Here is an 18,280-nt window from a genome sequence, read left to right on the forward strand (position 1 = left end):
ACTCACAACTGCGGCGCCGAATGGAGATCTCCGCGGGCTCACGGCTCTCCGCGCTGCGGCGCCGGCCTTGGAGCGCTCGTCACTCGCGGGGCGCGCCGCCGCTCGCCGGCGCAACGCCGCCGTCGAACGCGCCGATCGCCCTGCCCGCGAGCGCCCCGGCGGCGAAGGTCACCGCCGCGATCACGAGCCAGGGAAGGAGTCGAACGCGCCGCAGCGGGCGCGCGTCCCGCCAGTGCGGCGTGACGGCGCTCCTGGCCTCGCTGCGCTCGCTCCCTTCTTCCGGCGCGCATGGGCGCGCGTCCGTCCCGCGCAGCGTCGGCGTCACCTCGCCGCGATCGTCCCCTGAGCGGCCCGCGGCGGTCCGCCGCGCGCCCGTGCGCCCGCGAGACCCGGCGGATCTCCGGCAGCCCCGCACGAGCAGCGACCGGTGCCGATCGCGCCCGCTCGCGACCTCGCGCACGAGCGCGGCGATCTCCTGGCCCGCGAGCAGCCCGCGCTCGCTCGAGCTCGGCTCGTCGCCGCCGCTCGGCGCTCGGCGCAGCGAGGCGAGCACCTCGGCGAGCGCCTCTTCCATCTGCGCCGCGGTCTCGAAGCGCCCCTCGGGATCGCGCGCGAGCGCGCGCCGGATCGCCTCCTCGAGCAGCGCCGGGCACGCGGGGCGGAGCGGCGCGATCGCCGGCACCTCGCCGGAGAGCACCGCGCCCATCGTCGCGCCGTCGTCCTTGCGGTGGAACAGGCGACGCGCCGTCAGCAGCTCGAAGAGGATCACGCCGACCGCGAAGAGATCGGCCCGCGCGTCGACCCTCTGCCCGCGCAGCTGCTCGGGCGCCACATAGCCGAGCTTGCCCTTCACCGTGCCGCCGCCGCTCGACGGGGCCGCGTCGTCGGACGAGCACGGGGAGCCGAAGGGGTCGGCGTCCTCCGCGCTGCTCATCGCCGTCATCTGCGCGACGCCGAAGTCGATGAGCTTGATCTCCCCCTCGAGCGAGAGGAGCACGTTCTGCGGGCTCACGTCGCGGTGCACGAGACCGACGAGCTTCCCACCGTCGTCGCGGAGCCCGTGCGCGTGCCCGAGCGCCCGCAGCACGCCCAGGCCGATCTCGATGGCCGCCTCGAGCGGGAACGGCCGCCCCTCCGCGAAGAGAGAGCGCGCCGCGGCGGCCAGATCGCAGCCCGGGACGTACTCGATCACGAGGTGATGGCGTCCTTCGTGAACGACGAAGTCGTGGAACCGGATCACGTTGGGGTGCTGAAGCCGGGCGCTGATCCAGGCCTCCCAGAGGAACATCCGCACGATCGACGGATCGCGCCTCGCCTCGGGCCGAAGGCGCTTCACGACGACGGGGTGGGCGATACCTGCCGGCCCGCGCCGGCACGCGAGGAACAGCTCCGCCATGCCGCCCGCCGACAGGCGCGCGAGCAACGCATAGCCGCCGTCGCCCATGGGCAGGTCCATCTCTCGACCCCTCCACGGCAGCTCTGCCGCGCCCCCCTCGCTCCGCGCCGGCATCCCGAACGCGCGAAGCGAGGACGGCCGCCGCGCCATCCACTGCCGGAGTCGCCCCACCCCGGCCAGCCCCCGGACTTGCCCGCGCCGCCACATCGCGCCTTCGCTATTCACGCTGCATGCCACGGAAAGTGCCGCGGCACCGTCACCTCCGAGCCATGGGCGTCGCGCGGTCCTGCGTGGATCCCGCCGGATGAGAGCGCATGTCGGCAGCCGCAGAGACCCGCGGCGAGCGCTGCTCCCGGCGGAAAATGCGGAAAACTCGATGGCCCCGTGTTCCACACAGCGGCGCAGAGGAGCGCGCACAGCGCCGGGCCCGCCCGCGATGGAACGCAGGTCAGGCCACGGTGGCCGGTGAGGCGCGGACGCGGCGCGCGAGCAGCGCGCGCAGCTCACGGAAGGAGACGACGCGCAACGCGAGGAGGAGGACGGCGTAGACAGCGACGCCCACCGCGATCGACGCCCACATGCCCGCGAGGACGCGCGCGACGTAGGCCGCGGTGACCATGGCCGCGGTCGCGGCGAGGACCGCGAGGATGCGGCCGAGCTGCACGACGTGGGCCCAGCGCGCGGAGATGCCCCACGACGCGATCAGCGCGCCGGCGCTCACGGCCAGCGTCGCGCACGCGGCGCCCATGGCGCGGTAGCGAGGCAGCAGGAGCAGGTTCAGCGCGACGTCGACGACGAGCGCCACCGCGAGCAGCTTCACCATCGCGACCTCGCGCTTCGCCGCGAGCAGCGGCAGCGTCACGACCTGGAACGCGAACGTCACGGGGACGCCGCACGCCAGGATCCGGAGGACGTCGGCCGCCGGGGCGTAGTCGCCCGCCCCTCCGTAGACGAGCTGGATGACGTCTGGCGCGAGCAGGAAGATGCCGGCGGCGACGGGCAGCCCGAAGAGCGCGGCGACGAGCATGCAACCGCCGTAGAGGCGCCCGAACGCGTCGCGATCCTGGACGTAGAGGCGCATGCCCGCCGCGAAGGCGGCGCCGAGAAGGACGTCGGGGAGCATCCTGAAGTTCTCGCTCAGCACCCAGGCGGCGCTGAAGACCCCGACGGCCTTCTCGTCGCAGAGGGCGCGGAGCATGACGCGGTCGATCTGGAGCAGCGCGCTCGAGAGCGCCCCGAGCGCGCCGATCGGCAGGCTGAGCTTCGCGATCTGCCAGAGCTCGGCGGGGGGCGTCGTGAGCTCGGGCCGGTAGAGCCGGGAGCGGAGATAGTGCGAGGTGATGGCGAGCTCCAGCACGTTGCCGAGCAGGAACGCCGCGGCCGCGGCGACGACGCCGAAGCCGAGCGCGAGCAAGGCGGCCGAGAGCGCGATGACGAAGAGCCGCGCGCCGAGCTCCGCGTACAGGATGTACTGGAACCGCTCGTGGGCCTCGAACGAGAGCCACATGGTCGAGTAGAGCAGCGTCGCGAGCTGGGAAGCCGCGGCGAGCACGATGAGCTGCGCGCCGAGCCCCGAGCGCGTCGCCAGCACGACGGCCACGGTCGCGCCGAGCACCACCGTCCCGGTCACGCCCCGGATGGCGAGCGCTGCGCCGAGGTGACGCGGTCCGAGCTCGGGCTTCACGGCGACCTCCCGGGCCAGATATCCCCTCACCCCGACGCCGGCGGCGATCGTGACGATCCCCGCGATCGCGAGCGACGCCTGGAACTCCCCCCAGGCAGCGACCCCCACCTTCCGCGCGAGATAGCCGACGAACACGACGCCAAGGACGGCCATGATCGCCTGCTTCAGGAGCATCAGCGCCGCGTTCAGCGCGATGCGCCGGCCATCCTTCATGAACACCTCCTGGTGTTCCCCATGCTGTCGGGCACCGCTGTCCGCGCAGCGGGATCGGCCCCCATTCGAGCGTCGTGCGCCCCCAGAGAGCGTCCGTCTCGCGCAGCGAGCGCAGCCCGGCCGCGCGAGCGCAGCCTCCGCTCAGCGAGCGCCGTCGCTCGGGCTCGGGCAGGAAGCGCCGTCCGAGACGCCGCTCGATCAGGAAACGCCGTTTGAAACGGCGCTCCAACGCGAGCCGTCCCTCGACCTCGAAGCACCCGAAGTGCAGGAGGATCGCCAGCGCAAAAGGGGGTCGGCGATCCTCGGAGCGGGACACGGGATTCGAACCCGCGACCCTCAGCTTGGGAAGCTGATGCTCTACCAACTGAGCTAGTCCCGCGCGAGGTGGAGGAAGCTTCTACCGAATCCGGGGCCGCTTAGCAACCCCTTCATTTCGTTTTCGATCCCGACGTCTTCGCGCCTTCACGTCTTCACGTCTTCACGTCTTCGCCTGGTTCGACAGGCGCCGGGGCTCGGCGCGCGCTCCACGTTCGTTCCAAGCCGCGCCGTTGGCGCCCAGCCGCGCCGCCAGCGGCCCAGCCGCGCCGCCAGCGGCCCAGCCGCGCCGCCAGCGGCCCAGCCGCGCCGTTGGCGCCCAGCCGCGCCGCCAGCGGCCCAGCCGCGCCGCCAGCGGCCCACGCCCAGCCGCGGCGCTACCGGCGCGCGCGCGCGCGGAGCGCAGACGCGTCGAGCGCCTCACCCGGCAGCGGCGAGCGCGCGCGGATGGCGCTGTCGCAGTCGCTGGTCGCCGCCGCGATCGCGCTGGAGATCTCGATCGTGCCCGCGTCCGGCGGGATCCAGGGCAGCTCGTGCAGGATGGGCCTGTCCGGCGGCAGCCAGCGCAGGCTCCGCGTGACGAGCACGACCGGGTGGTTGCTGTCCACGAGCTCGCTCGCGAGGCGCGCGCCGCCGAGCGGGGCCGGCGGAAGATCGAGGCAGACGAGGCACGCGTCGAACCGTTCGGTCGCCGACGCGAGCAGGGCGTCGTCGATCGACGAGGCGTCCACGATCTCCACGTTCGTCAGCGCACCCTCGATCGCACGGGCGAGCGCGTCGCATGTCGCGGCGCGGGCGTCGTGCGCGAGCAGGATCCTGAAGCCGCGCACCGAGCGCGGCCCAGGCCGGCGGGTCTCGACGACCTGCAACCTGCCCGAGGGCGGCGTCTCGCGCTCACGAGGTGCACGTCGAACGGTCATGGACTCCCCTTCCTCAGCTACACCAGGGCAACCGTGCCCCAGGCTAACACCCCTTGAGCTCAAACTGACCAACCTTTATATGAGGGCGCGCTTCTTTCCTCGTCGCCGGTTCTTGGTTCTCGTTCGTCTTGGTTCTCGTTCGTCTCGGTTCACAGCCACGCCGCGACGCGGCATGCCAGCAAGGTCTACGGAAACATCTACGAAGGACGGTCACGCATGAGTCGGTTTCTCATCTCCACTCCTTGCGAGTGCCAGGCAAGCCTGTCAGCCACCCTGGACGAGCACCGGCACGTCACCGCCGGGTGGGCCACCCGGAGTCCCCGCGGCCGGTCGGCCGCCGGTGAAGCCGACAAGGAGCTCGCGCCGGCGCACAGCATCAACGCTCACCTCGACCGGTTCGACGTGGCGTGGTTGTGCCCCTACTGCGGGCGCAACACGCTCCGCACCTTCGATGCGGGCGCCATGAGGCGGCTGCCTGCGGCGAGCGCATCGCCCGCGGCAGGGCTCGTTCCTCCCGGCACGACCTCCTCGCCGTGAGGCCCCCGATGCGCCGCGACCTCCTCGGTCCGCGCGTCGCGCCAATCCATCCGCCGCGCGCCTGAGCCTGGGCGGGCGCCACGCTGTCGCGGCCGCGCGGCCCCGCGCGGCGCCGCTGCGCAGCATCTCCCGCGCAGGCGCGAGCATCCGGGCGCGACCGATTCATGGCCCCTCAACCTGCCGCGCTCGGGGCCCATTCCCACCCTGTCGATGATCGGCACCGGCGCGCTCCGGAGCGCGCCGCTCTCCGGCTCAGCTGCCTTTTCCCGCCTGCGACGTGCCCATCGTGCCGAAGATCCAGTCCCAGAGCGGCGACGACACGCCCCACCGGGCATTTTCTCCCGTGTGGTGATGGACCATGTGATGGCGCTTGATCCACTTCCCCCAGCGCGAGCTCATCCGGAAGTGATGAATGGCATAGTGCGTCCCGTCGTACGCCAGGTATCCGAGGCCGAAGCCGACGAACAGCGGATCCGCCGGAACAGGCCCAAAGACGACGCGGAACAGCGTGTAGAACGCGATGCCGAGGGGGATGCTCGCGCCGAGCGGCATCACCAGCCGGTCGGCATCCTGCGGAAAATCATGGTGCACCCCGTGGAGAACGAAGTGCATCCGGCGCTGCCACAGGCGCGGCCCGACGTAGTGAAACACGTATCGGTGCAGGACGTACTCGGCCAACGTCCATAGAAACAGGCCGACCAGCACGAGCCCGAGCCCGGTCAGGAGGCCGACACCATGCCGGGCGGCGCGGACGCCCAGATAGCTGTAGACCGGCAGCCAGAAGACGAACGGCGTGATCGGATGGATCCGCGAAAACCGCTCGATGAGCGGCGTCTCGAACATTTGGCATGTCGCTGGACGCGCGGTGCGCTCGGTGGAGGTGACGGTCATCGTGCACCCCTGGTACCGCATTTATCCATTGTCGGCCAGCGGTAGCCCGACGCCCAACGGCCCGCTGGACGCCGGGAAATGACCATGATCCCGTCACGGTGAGCGCTCGCCGGCGCGATCGTTCCGCGGCGGCGACGCGTTCGGGTCGAGCCTGCGTCCGCCCCGAGCCGCGCGGCGCGCCCGGGGCATGCGCGCGCGATCAGCTCGCGAAGGAGGCCTCGTAGAGATGGCGGAGATCGTCGCGCGAGCACGGGCGCGGGTTGCTCGTGTGGCACGCGTCCTGAGCGGCGAGATCGGCCAGCGCGTCGAGCTTGTCGCGGGGGACGCCCGCCTTCTCGAGGCCGGCCGCGAGCCCGATCCGGGCGCGCAGGGCGCGGATGGCGTCGGCGCACGCGGCGGCGTCCTCGGGAGCGCCGAGCAGCGCCGCGACGCGCGCGAGGCGCGGCGCGGCCGCGGCGACGTTGAACTCGACGACCGGCGGGAGGCAGAGGGCGTTGGCGAGGCCGTGGTGCAGGCCGCACTCGCTCGAGAGCGGGTGCGCGAGCGAGTGGCACGCGCCGAGCCCCTTCTGGAACGCGACGGCGCCCATCATCGCCGCCTTCATCATGCCGCCGCGCGCCTCGAGGTCGTCGCCGTGCGTGACCGCCCGCGCGAGGTGCGCGGCGGCGAGGCGGATCCCCTCGAGCGCGATCCCGTCGGCCATCGGGTGATCGCCCTTCGCGACGTACGCCTCGATGCAGTGGGTGAGCGCGTCGAAGCCCGTCGCCGCCGTGAGGAAGGCCGGCATCGACCGCGTCATCACCGGATCGAGCAGCGCGGCGTTCGCGAGCAGGTGCGGCGAGAAGATCACCGTCTTCCGGTGGTTCACGTCGAGCGTCACCACGCCCGAGCGGCCGACCTCGCTGCCGGTCCCGGCCGTCGTGGGGATCGCGAGCATCGGCGGCACGTCGGGCGTGATGAAGCGATCGCCGCCCGTGGCGTCGTCGTAGTCGACGAGCGGCCGATCGTGGTTCACGCCGAGGCGCACGAGCTTGCCGACGTCGAGCGGCGAGCCGCCCCCGAGGGCGACGACGAGATCGGCGCGGGCCGCGCGGAACGCGGCGACGCCGTCGTGCACGTTCTTCTCGATGGGGTTGCCGAGGACGTCGTCGAAGACGGCGACCTCGAGGCCCTCCTTCCGCAGCGACGCGGCGACGGGCTCCAGCAGCCCCGAGCGGACGACGCCCTTGTCCGTGACGACGAGCGCCCGCGCAGCGCCGAGCCGGCGCGCCTCGGCGCCTGTCTGCTCGACGACGCCGGCGCCGAAGAGGATGCGTGTGGGAAAGCTCCAAACCGTGAACTGGCTCATGATCACACCGCCTCGAAGTAACGCTTCAGCTCCCAATCCGTGACCGCGCGCTCGTACTGCCGCACCTCCCAGTCGCGCGTCAGGACATAGTGCTCGACGAATTTCTCGCCGAGGATCTCGCGGGCCATCTTGCTGCCCGCGAGCATCCGGGTCGCGTCGGCGAGCGTACGGGGCAGCGACAAGCGCGAGGACTCGGCGGACGACGCGTCTCCGGAGGCCTGCGCCGGCGGCTCGACGCCGTGCTCGATGCCGTAGAGCCCCGCGCCGAGGCACGCGGCCATCGCGGTGTACGGGTTGATGTCCGCGGCCGTCTGCCGGTACTCGACGCGCGCGCCAGGCGTGCCGAGGCCGATGAGGCGGATCGCGGCCGTGCGGTTCTCGACGCCCCAGCTCGCGGTGAGCGGGGCCCAGACGCCGGGCACGTACCGCTTGTAGGCGTTGATCGTCGGCGAGTAGATCGCCGTGAGCTCGGGCATCAGGGCGATCTGGCCGCCGACGTAGTGGCGCAGCGCCGCCGGGATCCGATCGGGCGACGACGCGTCCTCGAAGACGTTGCAGCCGTCCTTCCAGAGGCTCTGGTGCAGGTGCCCGCTCGAGCCGGGGAGCTCGGCGTTCCACTTCGCCATGAACGTGACCGCGAGGCCGTGCTCGTGGGCGATCTGCTTCATGGCGACCTTGAAGAGCGCGGCCTTGTCCGCGGCGCGGAGCACGTCGTCGTAGCGGATCGCCGCCTCGTACACGCCCGGGCCGGTCTCGGTGTGCAGGCCCTCGATCTCGACGTCGAAGGCCTGCATCTGATCGAGGATGGCGGCCATGAGCTTCTTGTTCTGCCCCTCGCGGACCCACGAGTAGCCGAACATGCCCGGGCTGAGCGGCGTCAGGCCGGCGAACCGCTTCTCGTGCAGCGAGCGCGGCGTCTCCTCGAACAGGAAGAACTCGAACTCGCACGAGAACTTCGCCGAGAACCCCATCCGCTCGCCCTTCGCGATGACGCTCCGGAGGAGCGAGCGCGGGCACGCGGGGTGCGGGCCGCCGCGCTCGTCGCGGAAGTCGGCGAGCATCGCGACGGTCCCCGGCTCCCACGGGATGTCGCGCAGCGTGCTCGGATCCAGGACGGCGTGCGCGTCCGGGTAGCCGGTGTGCCAGCCGGTGACCTTGGCGTTGTCGTAGAGGACGTCGGCGATGTCCCAGCCGAAGATGACGTCGCAGAAGCCGAAGCCGCTCTTGAGCGCGCTCTTCAGCTTCTCGAGCGAGACGTACTTCCCGCGGAGGATGCCGTCGATGTCAAACCCGCCGATCTTCGCGCGGGTGATGCCCCGCGCTTCCAGATCGGAGAGGAGCTTCTCGGAGGTCGAGGCGGTCATGGGCCGCGACGATAGCAGGGGAACGGGGCGGCATGGCAAGCGCCCGCGCGAGCGCGCGCGACGACCGCACGGCTCCCCGCCGTCTGGAAGCGCGCGTCCGACGCGCGCTCACTTCACCCGGACGACCTGGATCGGGTAGCGCTCCGCGAGCGGCACGAGCACGCGCTCGACGAGCTCGCGGACGCGCGCGTAGCGCTGGTGGTTCGTCGCGGCTGGATTGCGCTTCGAGTCGACGACGCCGATGCGGATGTCCAGCGTGCGCGCGTCCTCGACCCCCCCCGTCACGAACGCGTCCGGGTGCACCTTGTCGAGCTCGACGTTGAGCTCCGCCGCCTCCGGCGCCGCGCCGACGAAGGTGACCTCCAGCGCCTCGCCCAGGCCGTTCAGCACGGCGTTCAGGTTCTCCACCGGGAACGGCTGGCGCGCGAGCCACGCGACGACCGCGCGACGCGCGCCGCGCAGCGCAACGCTGACGACGAGCGCGACCGAGATCGGCGCGAACACGAGGACGCCGAGCGCGCGCGCGACCTCGGGGCCCGCGTCGCGGCCGAGCGCCCCGAGGAAGAGGAGCAGGAAGACGCCGGAGGCGAGCGCCACGAGCGGCGGATCGGTGAGCACGCCCCACCGCGAGGTCGACGCGTTCATCAGCCGCGTGAAGCGGGCCGACACGCTCTGATCGGCGCGCTCGCCCGCGGCGGCGCTCCCGTGCGTCAGCTCAGGCATCTCCAGCATCTCCGAGCATGCGCCAGAAGAACAGCCCGACGCCGAAGAGGAGCAGCACGCCGGCCACCCAGAACGAGCGCACCGGGCCGAAGCTCAGCGCCTCGCCCGATTGCTTCATGATGAGGTCGGCCACCGTGACCACGCACGCGAACACGATGCAGACCACGGGCAGCGCGAGCTGCTGGAGGAGCGTCGGCCCGGTGAGCGGCTTCGGATCCGGCGGGCGCGGCCGCGCGTCCGCCGGCGGACGCGCCGTCGGCCGGTACCTGCTCGACGGCATGTCCGACAGCGAGCGCACCGCGGCCGGCGCTACCGACGTCGTCGTGCGCGGCGCGACGCTGAGCGCCATCTCCAGCGGCGGCGTGCTCTCGATCATCCCGCCCATCCCGCCCCCGCGCGCGAGCATGCTCGGCGCGGCGCTCTCCATCCCGCCGCCGCGCGGGAGCGCGCCCACGGGCGTCGCCTCCGCGAAGCCGGCGCGACCTCGCGCGCTCGTCGGCACGCTCTCCGGGACGAGCGCGCCCATGCCTCTGCTGTGCGGGCTCTGCGGCGCCTCGGGGAGGTCCATCTCGAGCCCGGCCGAATCCGAGGGCGGCGGCGGGCGCACGCTGCTCGCAGGGCCTTCGCGGCGCCCTCCCCTCGGCGCGCGCATCGAGGCCGGGGCCACGTCGAGATCGAGCTCGAGCGACCCGGCGTCGCTGGGCGTGTCGAGCCACACGTGCGCGGCGCGCTTGACCTGCGGGGCCGCGCGCATCGACGACGACGGCGGCGGCGGGACGGAGTACGCGTCGTCCTGCGCGGAGGTCCGCCCGAACGTCGACGGGAGCCCCATCGCCGCCTCCAGCTCCGTCCAGAAGGCCTCGATGTCGCGCGTGCGGTCGCGCGGGCTCACCGCGAGCGCGCGCTCGAACACCGCGTCGACCTCCGGCGGGACGTTGGCGCCCTCGGCCCGGGGCGTGGGCCGACGCTTCACGTCGAGCGCCGTCCCCATCATCGCCTGCGCCTCGCCGTCGATCACTTGCCGCCCTACGAGCGCCTCGACCATCGTGAGCGCGAGACCCCAGACGTCGGTCCAAGTTCCCGCCTGCCCGAACCGCTTCGGCGCCCACTGCTCCGGGGCGCCGTACGCCGGGGAGAACGCGTTCAGCGGGTCGCCGTTCGTCACCCGTCCGACCGCCTGCTCGGCGAGCGTCTTCGCCTGCGCGATGCCGTAGTCGAGGATCTTGAGGCGCTCCGTCCCCTCTTGCGTCGTGATGAAGATGTTCTCGGGCTTGAGGTCGCGGTGGATGATCGACACCGTGCCGTTCGGGCTCGGGAAGCGGTGCGCGCGCGCGATCGCCTGCGCGATGGGGCGCATCATCTTCATCAGCCTGTGGAGGGGGATCGGCGGCTCTCCCTTGAGCCTCCGTCGATCGATGACCTTGTCGAGCGACTCGCCCTCCAGCCACTCGAGGGCCAGGAAGGGGACGAACTCCCCTCGCTTCAGGTGCAGCACGTCGACGTGGAGCGGGCGGACGACCTCCGGGATCGAGGCCGAGAGCCGGAAGAGCAGCTGGGCCTCCTCGCGGAACTTCTCGAGGAAGAGCTGCCGCTCGCGCGGGGTCTTCGCCTCGGACACCTTCAGGCATTTCAAGGCGACAGGCGCGCGGAAGCCGGCGTGGAGCGCGCGGTACACCACGCCGAACCCTCCCTCCGCGACCACCTGCTCGACGTGGAAATTACCCGCCTGCGTGGTCCCGACGATGCCGAAGACGTCGTCCGCCATGCTCCCTGAGCCATAGCGCACGGGGCCGCTGGACCGAAGGGTGAAACCTAATTTTCCTGTTCGATCGTCCCAGGTCCACCGGTCCCCCCGCGTTGGGGAGGGGCCGGGGTGACCAGATGGGCGTAGAGGACGGAGAGGGGAGCGAGGCCGGCCGTTCAACGCGACCGCACGTGGCCCGAGGTAGCCGCGCGGCCGGGAGGCGCCGGCTCAGCTCCGGAGATGGGAGGAGGCGTCGCGGTGGGCCCGGTCCTCCTCCTGGAGGATCGTGAACACCAGGCCGGCGCCGATGATCGGCAGGAGCCAGACGAGCTGCGCTTGCCAGACCTTCTGCTTGGGCTCGTAGACGCGGCTCCGGAAGACGCGCACGGTGACGTAGACCTGGAAAGCAAGGACCGCCGCGATCGCGGCACCGACGAGGATATCGAAGAGCGTCATGGGTGGGCCGCGGACAGCCTAGCCATGAAGGGCCCCCCTGCAAGGCAGCGGCGCCTGCCGTCGCGATTTCGTCCCCGGCGGGCACGGAGCCGACGCACCGGCGGGCGGGCGACCGAGCGAGGCCGTCCGCGGCTGCGTCACGCCGGGCACGGCCTGATGGTTCATGAGCGGTCCATGAGCCGGTCGGGATCGACGCTCGCCGCGCGCTCAACCGACTCAAGGCGCCGCCTGGGAACGCCTCACCGCATTCCAGCTCGCGCCGATCGCCTCCCGGCGGCGCTTCGGAGTAAGGCATCTTACTTCGATCGCCTCCCGGGGGCGCCTCGCCGCGTCCAGCTCGCGCCGATCGCCTCCTGGCGGCGCTTCGGAGTAAGGCATCTTACTTCGATCGCCTTCCGGGAGCGCCTCGCCGCGTTCCAGCTCGCGCCGATCGCCTCCTGGCGGCGCTTCGGAGTAAAGCCTCTTACTTCGATCGTCTCCCGGGGCTGCCTCACTGCATTCCAGCTCGCTCCGACCGCCTCCGGTGACACTTCCTGCCTCCCCTGCAACCCGCCGCCTGCCCTTTCTGACCGTATCCAGACAAGGGGCCAATCTGCCGGACCTGCGACCCTCGTCGGAGCGAGCATGGCCCATGAGCACGAGCACAGGTTGCGGGTCCTGCACATCTCAGATCTCTCTCCACGTGCGCGGACCGTGCGAAACACAGGGCTGGCGCCGGAGGCGCGTGCTCGGTGAGGCGTGGGAGATGAACCTCGATGATCTCGTGAAGGATGGGATCCCGATCGATCTCGTCCGCTTCACGGGTGATGTCGCCGACCACGGGACCTCTGAGGAGTACGGACCAGCGACAGAGTTCGGATTCAATGAGTTGCGAGGCCCTGCCGAGCTGCCAGGAAGCAAGCTCCAAGGGCAAGGAATGCGGGAAAGAGAGAGACCGCAAGGGACGCAAGGGACCAGAGACGAGATATTATCTTTCCTTCCCCTTGCGCCCCTTGCGGTCTCTCTTCCCTTCTGTTGATTCCTCGGGACTCCAAACTGATCGATGCGCAAGGACACCGATCACGTTGTTCAAGCGAGAAATGAGCCACCAAGAGGCCATAATACGCCATGAATAACACAAATATATTGGCGTCTTGTGGCGTTCTTGGCGGTTCGAAACTCTGCGCTTTTCAGGCGGCTTCAACCCGTTGGTCGCTCTAGCCGTTCGGGGCTGCCGAGGGACGCCACTGCCGCGCGCGCGATCGGCTCGCTGCCAGCAGTACAGCCGAGCCCGTCGCCGGCAGCGCCGCGGCGCATCGCGCAAGCGCGATCGCGGAGCTCACCGGCGGTCTCCAAGGAGAAATCCCGGGCGGAGCTCCGCCGACGTCGTACTAGAGTGCGCGCGTGCCTCGACCTCGACCCGGCACCCGCCCGCGACGCATCTCGACGCCCGATTTCCCTGTCCCCTTGCGCGGCCGAGTCCTCCTCGCCGCCGCGCTCGCCGGCGCCGCAGCGTGGATCGCGGCGGCGTGCTCCACGCCCTCGTCGGGGGTCGACGGCGGCGACCTTCTCGGCGTCTTCGAGCAGGACGCCGGCGCAGCCTCGGCCGATGGCGGGCAGCCGCGGCCTTCGGCGGCCCGGCAGGACGCGGGCGCCCGCGCGGCCGGTCCGGCCAGCGCGGCCGCGCCGCCGACGAAGCCGCCCGAGGCGAGGCCGCCCAGCGAAGGGAGCTGCGTCGCCGAGCAGGGGCGCCCCGGACGAGAGCTCCGCAAGACGCTCGGCAGGCCGCCGTGCCGCGGCGCCCAGGTGCTGGAGACGCGCGACGCCGAGGGATCGCCCCGCTACGCCTGCGTGATCGCGCCGAGCGGCGTGGAGACGCGCGCGCCGCTGCCGCTCATCGTCTTCTTCCACGCCGACGGCGACAACCCGACGAGCGTCGACAAGGAGACGGGCCTGCGCAAGCTCGGCGCCACGTGGAACCTGACCGGCGACCCCGCCCACGCGGGCTTCATCGTGCTCGCGCCCCAGGGCCGCGCCTTCAAGACGCCGAGCCAGGCCGAGCGCGAGCGCGGCACGAAGATGTACACGGCGACCGCGCCGTTCGACGTCGAGTTCACCGGCGAGGGCAACGTCGACGTCGTGACCGTCGACGCCTTCGTCGACCAGCTGCTCGAGAAGAAGCTCGTCGACAGGCGGCGCATCTACGCGCTCGGCGGCTCCTACGGCGGCCACATGGCGGCGACGTACGCCATGATGCGCGCGGACCGCGTCGCGGCGTTCGCCACCTTCGGCAGCGACGCGCCGCCCGCCGAGTGGGCGTGCCCCGGCCCTCCCCCACCCGCAATGGCCGTCTACCGCGCGTGCGACGACATGTTCCCGTGTGAGTCGGTCGAGCGATGGCTGCGCGCGCGCGACGCGCTCTCCGCGAACACCTCGTTCCTGCGCCTCGACGAGGCCAGCAGGGACGAGCCCCACTGCGCGCTCCGGAACCGCTGCTCCGCGAAGAAGGGCGCCATCAACCACGCGCGCTGGCCGAAGTCGCGCGAGACCGACCTGCTCCGCTTCTTCGCAGGGCACGTCCTGGCGCTCGGCGCGGACGCCGCCGCCCGAGATCGCTGAGCGCCCCCGGACGCAGATCGACACCAGCGCGCGCTGACGGACGCCGGCCGCCGCACCCGGACGCAGACGCACGCAAACGCGCGCCGACGGACGCTGACCGACACGAGCAGGCGCAGACCAGCGCAAACGCGCGCTGAACGCGCGCTGACGGACGCTGACGCCGCAAGCGCACGCCGTCACTGCTCGTCCCACGTTCGCGCCAGGCTTCGCCGCACGTCGACACTGCAACGTTGCGGTGCGGCGTTGAGCGGACCCGGCGTGTTGTCGTAGTGTTCGTCCCCGATGTCTTCTCAGGTTCAGCCCCTGCTCACACCCTTGCCGGCCGGAATGTCCATCCCCGCCGGCACGCTCCGCGCCGAGATGGAGTCGCGCCGCGCGACCGGTCGCCGCTTCGACATCCGCGAGGCCATCGGCCTCGCCGTGCCGCTCTGCACCCAGCTGCACGAGCTGCACGCGCAGGGGCGGACCATGTTCGTGCACCCCTCGTGCCTCGGTCACGGCGCGAACGGCACGATCCAGCTGATCGAGGAGCTCGCCCACACCCCTCCGCTCCTGCCGCGCGACCGCGCCTGCCTGGCGCCCGAGGAGCGCAAGGGCAACGAGGGCGACGCGCGCGCGAGCGTCTTCGCGATCGGGGCCATCCTCTACGAGATGCTCACGAACAGCAGCGTCGGCCCCGGGATGCGGCGTCCGGCGGACGTGATCCCGGACCTGCCGCCCGCGCTGGAAACGGTGCTAGGCAAGTCGCTCGTGGCCGATCCGAAGCACCGCCCGGCGGATCTCGCCGCCCTCGCGCAGGCGCTCTATCAGATCGTCCCGAGCGCGTCGGAGCAGCCCCCGAGCGCCGACACGTCGCACCTCGATGCCGACGGCGAGTTCGAGGTCGACGTCAACCTCTCGATGATGCCGCCGACCGGGCACCAAGAGGAAGCGCGCGTCCCGTCAGCGCCGTCCGTGCCGAGGATCCAGGCGGTCTCCGGGGACGGACCGTTCGCGGTCGCCATCCCGGTCAACCAGCCGCAGCGCCTGCACGGCAACGATCCGACCCGCAAGCTCGCGGATCTCAAGGCCGCCCTCGAGTCCGATCCGCGGCCGCGGTACGTCGTCATCAAGGACGGCATGGACCATGGGCCGTTCTCGTCCGTGGAGCTGCTCCAGCAGATCGCGTCCGGCTCCTTCACGGGGGATCAGGTGCTGCGCGACACGTTCTCCGCGGAGGAGCGCGCGATCCAGGACTGGGAGGAGTTCGCCCCGTTCGCCGAGCAGGCGAAGCTGAACCGGGACATCGTGCAGGAGAAGCGCGCGCTCGACGCCGTCGTGTCGGCCGAGAAGCAGGGCACGCAGTACAAGGCGCTGCTCGGTCTGGCCCTGATGGGCGTCATCCTCGCCGCGGGCGCGGGCTGGTGGTACCGCGAGCGCAGCCACAAGGAGCAGGAGCTCGCGGTGCAGGGCGCCACCGACCGCGTCGCGATCGAGGTCGACGCCGGCCTCGGCAGCGGCAAGACGGGGCGCGCCGGGGGCGGGGCGCGGCCGGCCGGCGGCGGCAGCTACCCGACGCTCGGCGGCGGCCTGAGCTGTGAGGCGGCGCAGGCGCGCTACGTCGAGGAATACAAGATAGGCAACAACGGCGCGCCCGATCTCACGGCGGGCGCCTACGGCAACGTCCTGAACCGCGGCACGTACCTGAATGCGTGCAACGTGCCGTCGAGCATGGAGGTGAACGTCTGCGCCGCGGTGCAGAACGGCCGCGCCGTGGGGGTCACCGTCACGACGAGCCCGTCGAACCCGAGCATCGCTTCGTGCATCTCCGGGCAAATCCGCGGGATGTCGTTCCCTTCCCACCCGCGGCTCGACGTCGCCCGGACGAGTTTCAAGTAAAGGAGACCGGCGCGCCCCTCCCCCGCCGAACGACGAGGCTGGGGCGCCCCTCCCCGGCGACCGTGTCCACGCGACCGATGATCCAGATCGAGCAGCTGACGAAGAGCTTCGGGGGCATGCCGGTCCTCCGTGGCGTCGACCTCGACGTGCCGGCCGGCTGCCTCTACGGGCTCATCGGGCCGGGCGCCTCGGGCAAGAGCGTGCTGCTCAAGATGATCACCGGGCTCCTGCGGCCGGATCACGGGCGCGTGCTCGTCGATGGGAAGGACGTCCACGCGCTCAGCGAGCTCGAGCTCCAGACGTTCCGCCTCAAGTTCGGGATGCTGTTCCAGAACAACGCGCTGTTCGACTACATGACCGTCGGAGAGAACATCGCGTTCCCTCTGCGCCGCCTCTACGATCTCAGCGAGGACGAGATCGAGGAGCGGGTCGCGGAGCGGCTCCGCGCGGTGTCCCTCGCGGGCTTCGAGGGGCGGACACCGGCGGGGCTGTCCGGCGGCCAGAAGAAGCGCGTGGGCGTCGCCCGCGCCACGATCGCGCGCGGCGAGATCGTCCTTTACGACGAGCCCGCGGCCGGCCTCGACCCGGTCACGTCGCAGCGCATCTTCGACCTGCTCCGCGCCGAGCAGAGGGCGATGAACGCGACCGTGGTGATGGTCTCGAGCGATCTCGACCGGCTGCTCACGGTCACCGACCGGGTGGGGATGCTCTACCGCGGACGGCTCATCTTCGACGGCACCACCGCAGAAGCGAAGGCGAGCGACGACCCGCGCGTGAGGCAATTCGTCCACGGGCTGACCGAAGGGCCGCTGTAGAGCAGCGCCCGCGCCGCGCAAGGCACCCCTGGAACAAGAGAGAAAGGCGTCACGAGGAGACGGAGAGGAATCTCTGCTCTCGATGTCTCCGGCGTTCTTTCGGCTCGTATCCTCCTCTCCTCCTTTGCGTGCTTTGCGCTCATCGGTCCACTTGCTGCCTTCTCCGCTGTTCAGCTCAACCCGCCCCGCCCTCCGCCGGCGCGACCGGGCCGTCGCCGGAGAAGTGGAACCACTGCGTCGGGTGAGCCCGGACGAAGCGCTCCAGGGCGCCCATCATCTCGGCCGCCGCCGCGTCCCGTTCCTCCTCGGTCGCCCGGCGGGCGAGCCGGATCGGCGGCGCCACGACCGCCTCGTAATCGAGGAAGCCGAGGCGGTGCGTGAACACGGGCAAGATCGGCGCGCCGCTCATCGCGGCGAGCGCGATCGGCCCCTCGGGCGCTCGCCAGCGGCCGCCGAGGAACGTGACCTCCCGGCTGCGCATCCCGGGCGGCGCGCGATCGATCTGCACCGCGACCGCGCCGCCTCGCTGCAGGTGCTTGAGGAGCGGCAGGGCGTCCAGCGGCCCTTCGCCGATGTGGACCACCTGGACACCAGCGCGCTGCCGCGCCGCATCCTGGATCGCGCGCGCCTCGGCGTCCCGTTCCCGCTGCATCGCCAGCATGACGCCCGCCGGGTGCACAACGCCCAGGATCTGGCCGGCGATGTCCCAGCCCCCTGTGTGCGCGGTGACGATGATGACCCCCCGGCCTGCCGCGGCGCACGCGTGGTAGTGCTCGACGCCCCGGGAGCGCCGCACCACCGTGTACCCGCGATCGCTCGCGAGCAGCAGCGCCTCGGTGATGCAGCTTCCATAGGCGGCGAACACCGCGCTGCTGTCGAGCAGGTCGACGAGGCGCGACCGCGGCCCGCGAACGCGGCGGAGGTTCTCCTCGACGCGCCGGCGCAGCTCGGGGAGCGCGGCCGCGAAGATCACGCCGAAGAGCGGAGGGCTATGGCGCACCAAGGGGTCCGGCCCGCGCGTGACACCCGCGGTGAGGGCGCGGCGCCAGAAGGCCGAGTCATGTCGTAGACCGGAGAAGAGCGCTCCGAGCGGGCGAGCCATGAGGCATGCCTATCTACCGCAAACATAACGGCCAAGGGAGAGGCATCGAGCCCGGGCCCCGCGCCGCCGTGGCGAAGCCTGCCGAGGGCTCGTCACGAGACGCGCGGGCTGCGGGCTGCAGGCTCAAGGAGCGCGTGCGTCCCCACCGAGGCACAACGCCCCGCTCGGATGAAACGACGCTCCAGGACCATCGTCCCTACGTCGATTTCTCTCCTGCGCTCGTCCAAGGCGATTCTGCGAGGAGCCCAGTCCAGCACCACAGGAATCGAATCGCCGTCGCCAGGCGAACCCTTACC

The 18,280-nt window shown here is 71.6% G+C and carries 14 protein-coding genes and 1 tRNA gene; 4 read left to right on the forward strand and 11 right to left on the reverse strand.

Features of this window, described 5'->3' with window-relative positions; all coding sequences use genetic code 11:
• Positions 1-79 precede the first annotated feature (79 nt).
• From WMF14_RS22220 to WMF14_RS22235, 4 genes are all read right to left on the reverse strand, one after another.
• Complete coding sequence (locus tag WMF14_RS22220; RefSeq protein ID WP_272099840.1) at positions 80-1,456, reverse strand: serine/threonine-protein kinase; 1,377 nt, start codon at positions 1,454-1,456, stop codon at positions 80-82.
• A gap of 388 nt (positions 1,457-1,844) precedes the next feature.
• Positions 1,845-3,293 carry a flippase gene (locus WMF14_RS22225; protein WP_437803479.1) on the reverse strand — a complete coding sequence of 483 codons (1,449 nt, stop codon included), beginning with the start codon at positions 3,291-3,293 and terminating at the stop codon, positions 1,845-1,847.
• 306 nt (positions 3,294-3,599) lie between these two features.
• Positions 3,600-3,672: transfer RNA gene (locus WMF14_RS22230), tRNA-Gly, on the reverse strand.
• Positions 3,673-3,985: 313 nt separating this feature from the next.
• Positions 3,986-4,528: a hypothetical protein gene (locus WMF14_RS22235; RefSeq protein WP_437803480.1), complete on the reverse strand. Its 543-nt coding sequence runs from the start codon at positions 4,526-4,528 to the stop codon at positions 3,986-3,988.
• Positions 4,529-4,744: 216 nt separating this feature from the next.
• Between WMF14_RS22235 and WMF14_RS22240 the strand changes: the two genes are divergently transcribed.
• Positions 4,745-5,065: a hypothetical protein gene (locus tag WMF14_RS22240; protein ID WP_012236580.1), complete on the forward strand. Its 321-nt coding sequence runs from the start codon at positions 4,745-4,747 to the stop codon at positions 5,063-5,065.
• A gap of 252 nt (positions 5,066-5,317) precedes the next feature.
• Here the strand turns inward: WMF14_RS22240 and WMF14_RS22245 are convergent, their stop codons facing one another.
• From WMF14_RS22245 to WMF14_RS22270, 6 genes are all read right to left on the reverse strand, one after another.
• On the reverse strand, positions 5,318-5,956 hold the full coding sequence (locus tag WMF14_RS22245) for a sterol desaturase family protein (RefSeq protein ID WP_437803481.1): 639 nt from the start codon (positions 5,954-5,956) through the stop codon (positions 5,318-5,320).
• Between the two features lie 199 nt (positions 5,957-6,155).
• The gene (locus tag WMF14_RS22250; protein ID WP_437803482.1) at positions 6,156-7,310 is read right to left on the reverse strand and encodes an iron-containing alcohol dehydrogenase; all 1,155 of its coding nucleotides are present in this window, start codon (positions 7,308-7,310) and stop codon (positions 6,156-6,158) included.
• Positions 7,307-8,668: a glutamine synthetase family protein gene (locus WMF14_RS22255; protein WP_437803483.1), complete on the reverse strand. Its 1,362-nt coding sequence runs from the start codon at positions 8,666-8,668 to the stop codon at positions 7,307-7,309. The genes WMF14_RS22250 and WMF14_RS22255 overlap by 4 nt, the downstream gene beginning before the upstream one ends.
• Positions 8,669-8,776: 108 nt before the next feature.
• On the reverse strand, positions 8,777-9,391 hold the full coding sequence (locus WMF14_RS22260; RefSeq protein ID WP_272099852.1) for a hypothetical protein: 615 nt from the start codon (positions 9,389-9,391) through the stop codon (positions 8,777-8,779).
• Positions 9,384-11,156: a serine/threonine protein kinase gene (locus WMF14_RS22265; protein WP_272099854.1), complete on the reverse strand. Its 1,773-nt coding sequence runs from the start codon at positions 11,154-11,156 to the stop codon at positions 9,384-9,386. The genes WMF14_RS22260 and WMF14_RS22265 overlap by 8 nt, the downstream gene beginning before the upstream one ends.
• A gap of 207 nt (positions 11,157-11,363) precedes the next feature.
• A complete protein-coding gene (locus WMF14_RS22270; RefSeq protein ID WP_272099857.1) occupies positions 11,364-11,591 on the reverse strand; it encodes a hypothetical protein in 228 nt (75 codons plus the stop codon).
• A 1,446-nt stretch (positions 11,592-13,037) separates the two neighbouring features.
• Between WMF14_RS22270 and WMF14_RS22275 the strand changes: the two genes are divergently transcribed.
• The 3 genes from WMF14_RS22275 (at position 13,038) to WMF14_RS22285 (ending at position 16,882) form a co-directional block, all read left to right on the forward strand.
• On the forward strand, positions 13,038-14,189 hold the full coding sequence (locus tag WMF14_RS22275) for an alpha/beta fold hydrolase (RefSeq protein WP_437803484.1): 1,152 nt from the start codon (positions 13,038-13,040) through the stop codon (positions 14,187-14,189).
• Between the two features lie 327 nt (positions 14,190-14,516).
• Positions 14,517-16,067 carry a hypothetical protein gene (locus tag WMF14_RS22280; RefSeq protein ID WP_437803485.1) on the forward strand — a complete coding sequence of 517 codons (1,551 nt, stop codon included), beginning with the start codon at positions 14,517-14,519 and terminating at the stop codon, positions 16,065-16,067.
• A 62-nt stretch (positions 16,068-16,129) separates the two neighbouring features.
• Positions 16,130-16,882 (forward strand): ABC transporter ATP-binding protein, encoded by a 753-nt coding sequence (locus WMF14_RS22285; RefSeq protein ID WP_437803486.1) that lies wholly within the window; start codon positions 16,130-16,132, stop codon positions 16,880-16,882.
• A 175-nt stretch (positions 16,883-17,057) separates the two neighbouring features.
• On the opposite strand, the gene WMF14_RS22290 is transcribed toward WMF14_RS22285, so the two are convergent.
• The gene (locus WMF14_RS22290) at positions 17,058-17,984 is read right to left on the reverse strand and encodes a lysophospholipid acyltransferase family protein (RefSeq protein ID WP_437803487.1); all 927 of its coding nucleotides are present in this window, start codon (positions 17,982-17,984) and stop codon (positions 17,058-17,060) included.
• Positions 17,985-18,280 lie beyond the last annotated feature (296 nt).

The organism is Sorangium sp. So ce693 (assembly GCF_051521375.1).
Classification (GTDB): domain Bacteria; phylum Myxococcota_A; class Polyangia; order Polyangiales; family Polyangiaceae; genus Sorangium; species Sorangium atrum.

Coding starts and splice junctions, on each gene's coding strand:
- WMF14_RS22245 (WP_437803481.1), bottom strand. CDS start 5,956: ATGACCGTCACCTCCACCGAGCGCACCGCGCGTCCAGCGACATGCCAA.
- WMF14_RS22270 (WP_272099857.1), bottom strand. CDS start 11,591: ATGACGCTCTTCGATATCCTCGTCGGTGCCGCGATCGCGGCGGTCCTT.
- WMF14_RS22265 (WP_272099854.1), bottom strand. CDS start 11,156: ATGGCGGACGACGTCTTCGGCATCGTCGGGACCACGCAGGCGGGTAAT.
- WMF14_RS22225 (WP_437803479.1), bottom strand. CDS start 3,293: ATGAAGGATGGCCGGCGCATCGCGCTGAACGCGGCGCTGATGCTCCTG.
- WMF14_RS22220 (WP_272099840.1), bottom strand. CDS start 1,456: ATGGACCTGCCCATGGGCGACGGCGGCTATGCGTTGCTCGCGCGCCTG.
- WMF14_RS22280 (WP_437803485.1), top strand. CDS start 14,517: ATGTCCATCCCCGCCGGCACGCTCCGCGCCGAGATGGAGTCGCGCCGC.
- WMF14_RS22235 (WP_437803480.1), bottom strand. CDS start 4,528: ATGACCGTTCGACGTGCACCTCGTGAGCGCGAGACGCCGCCCTCGGGC.
- WMF14_RS22290 (WP_437803487.1), bottom strand. CDS start 17,984: ATGGCTCGCCCGCTCGGAGCGCTCTTCTCCGGTCTACGACATGACTCG.
- WMF14_RS22255 (WP_437803483.1), bottom strand. CDS start 8,668: ATGACCGCCTCGACCTCCGAGAAGCTCCTCTCCGATCTGGAAGCGCGG.
- WMF14_RS22260 (WP_272099852.1), bottom strand. CDS start 9,391: ATGCCTGAGCTGACGCACGGGAGCGCCGCCGCGGGCGAGCGCGCCGAT.
- WMF14_RS22240 (WP_012236580.1), top strand. CDS start 4,745: ATGAGTCGGTTTCTCATCTCCACTCCTTGCGAGTGCCAGGCAAGCCTG.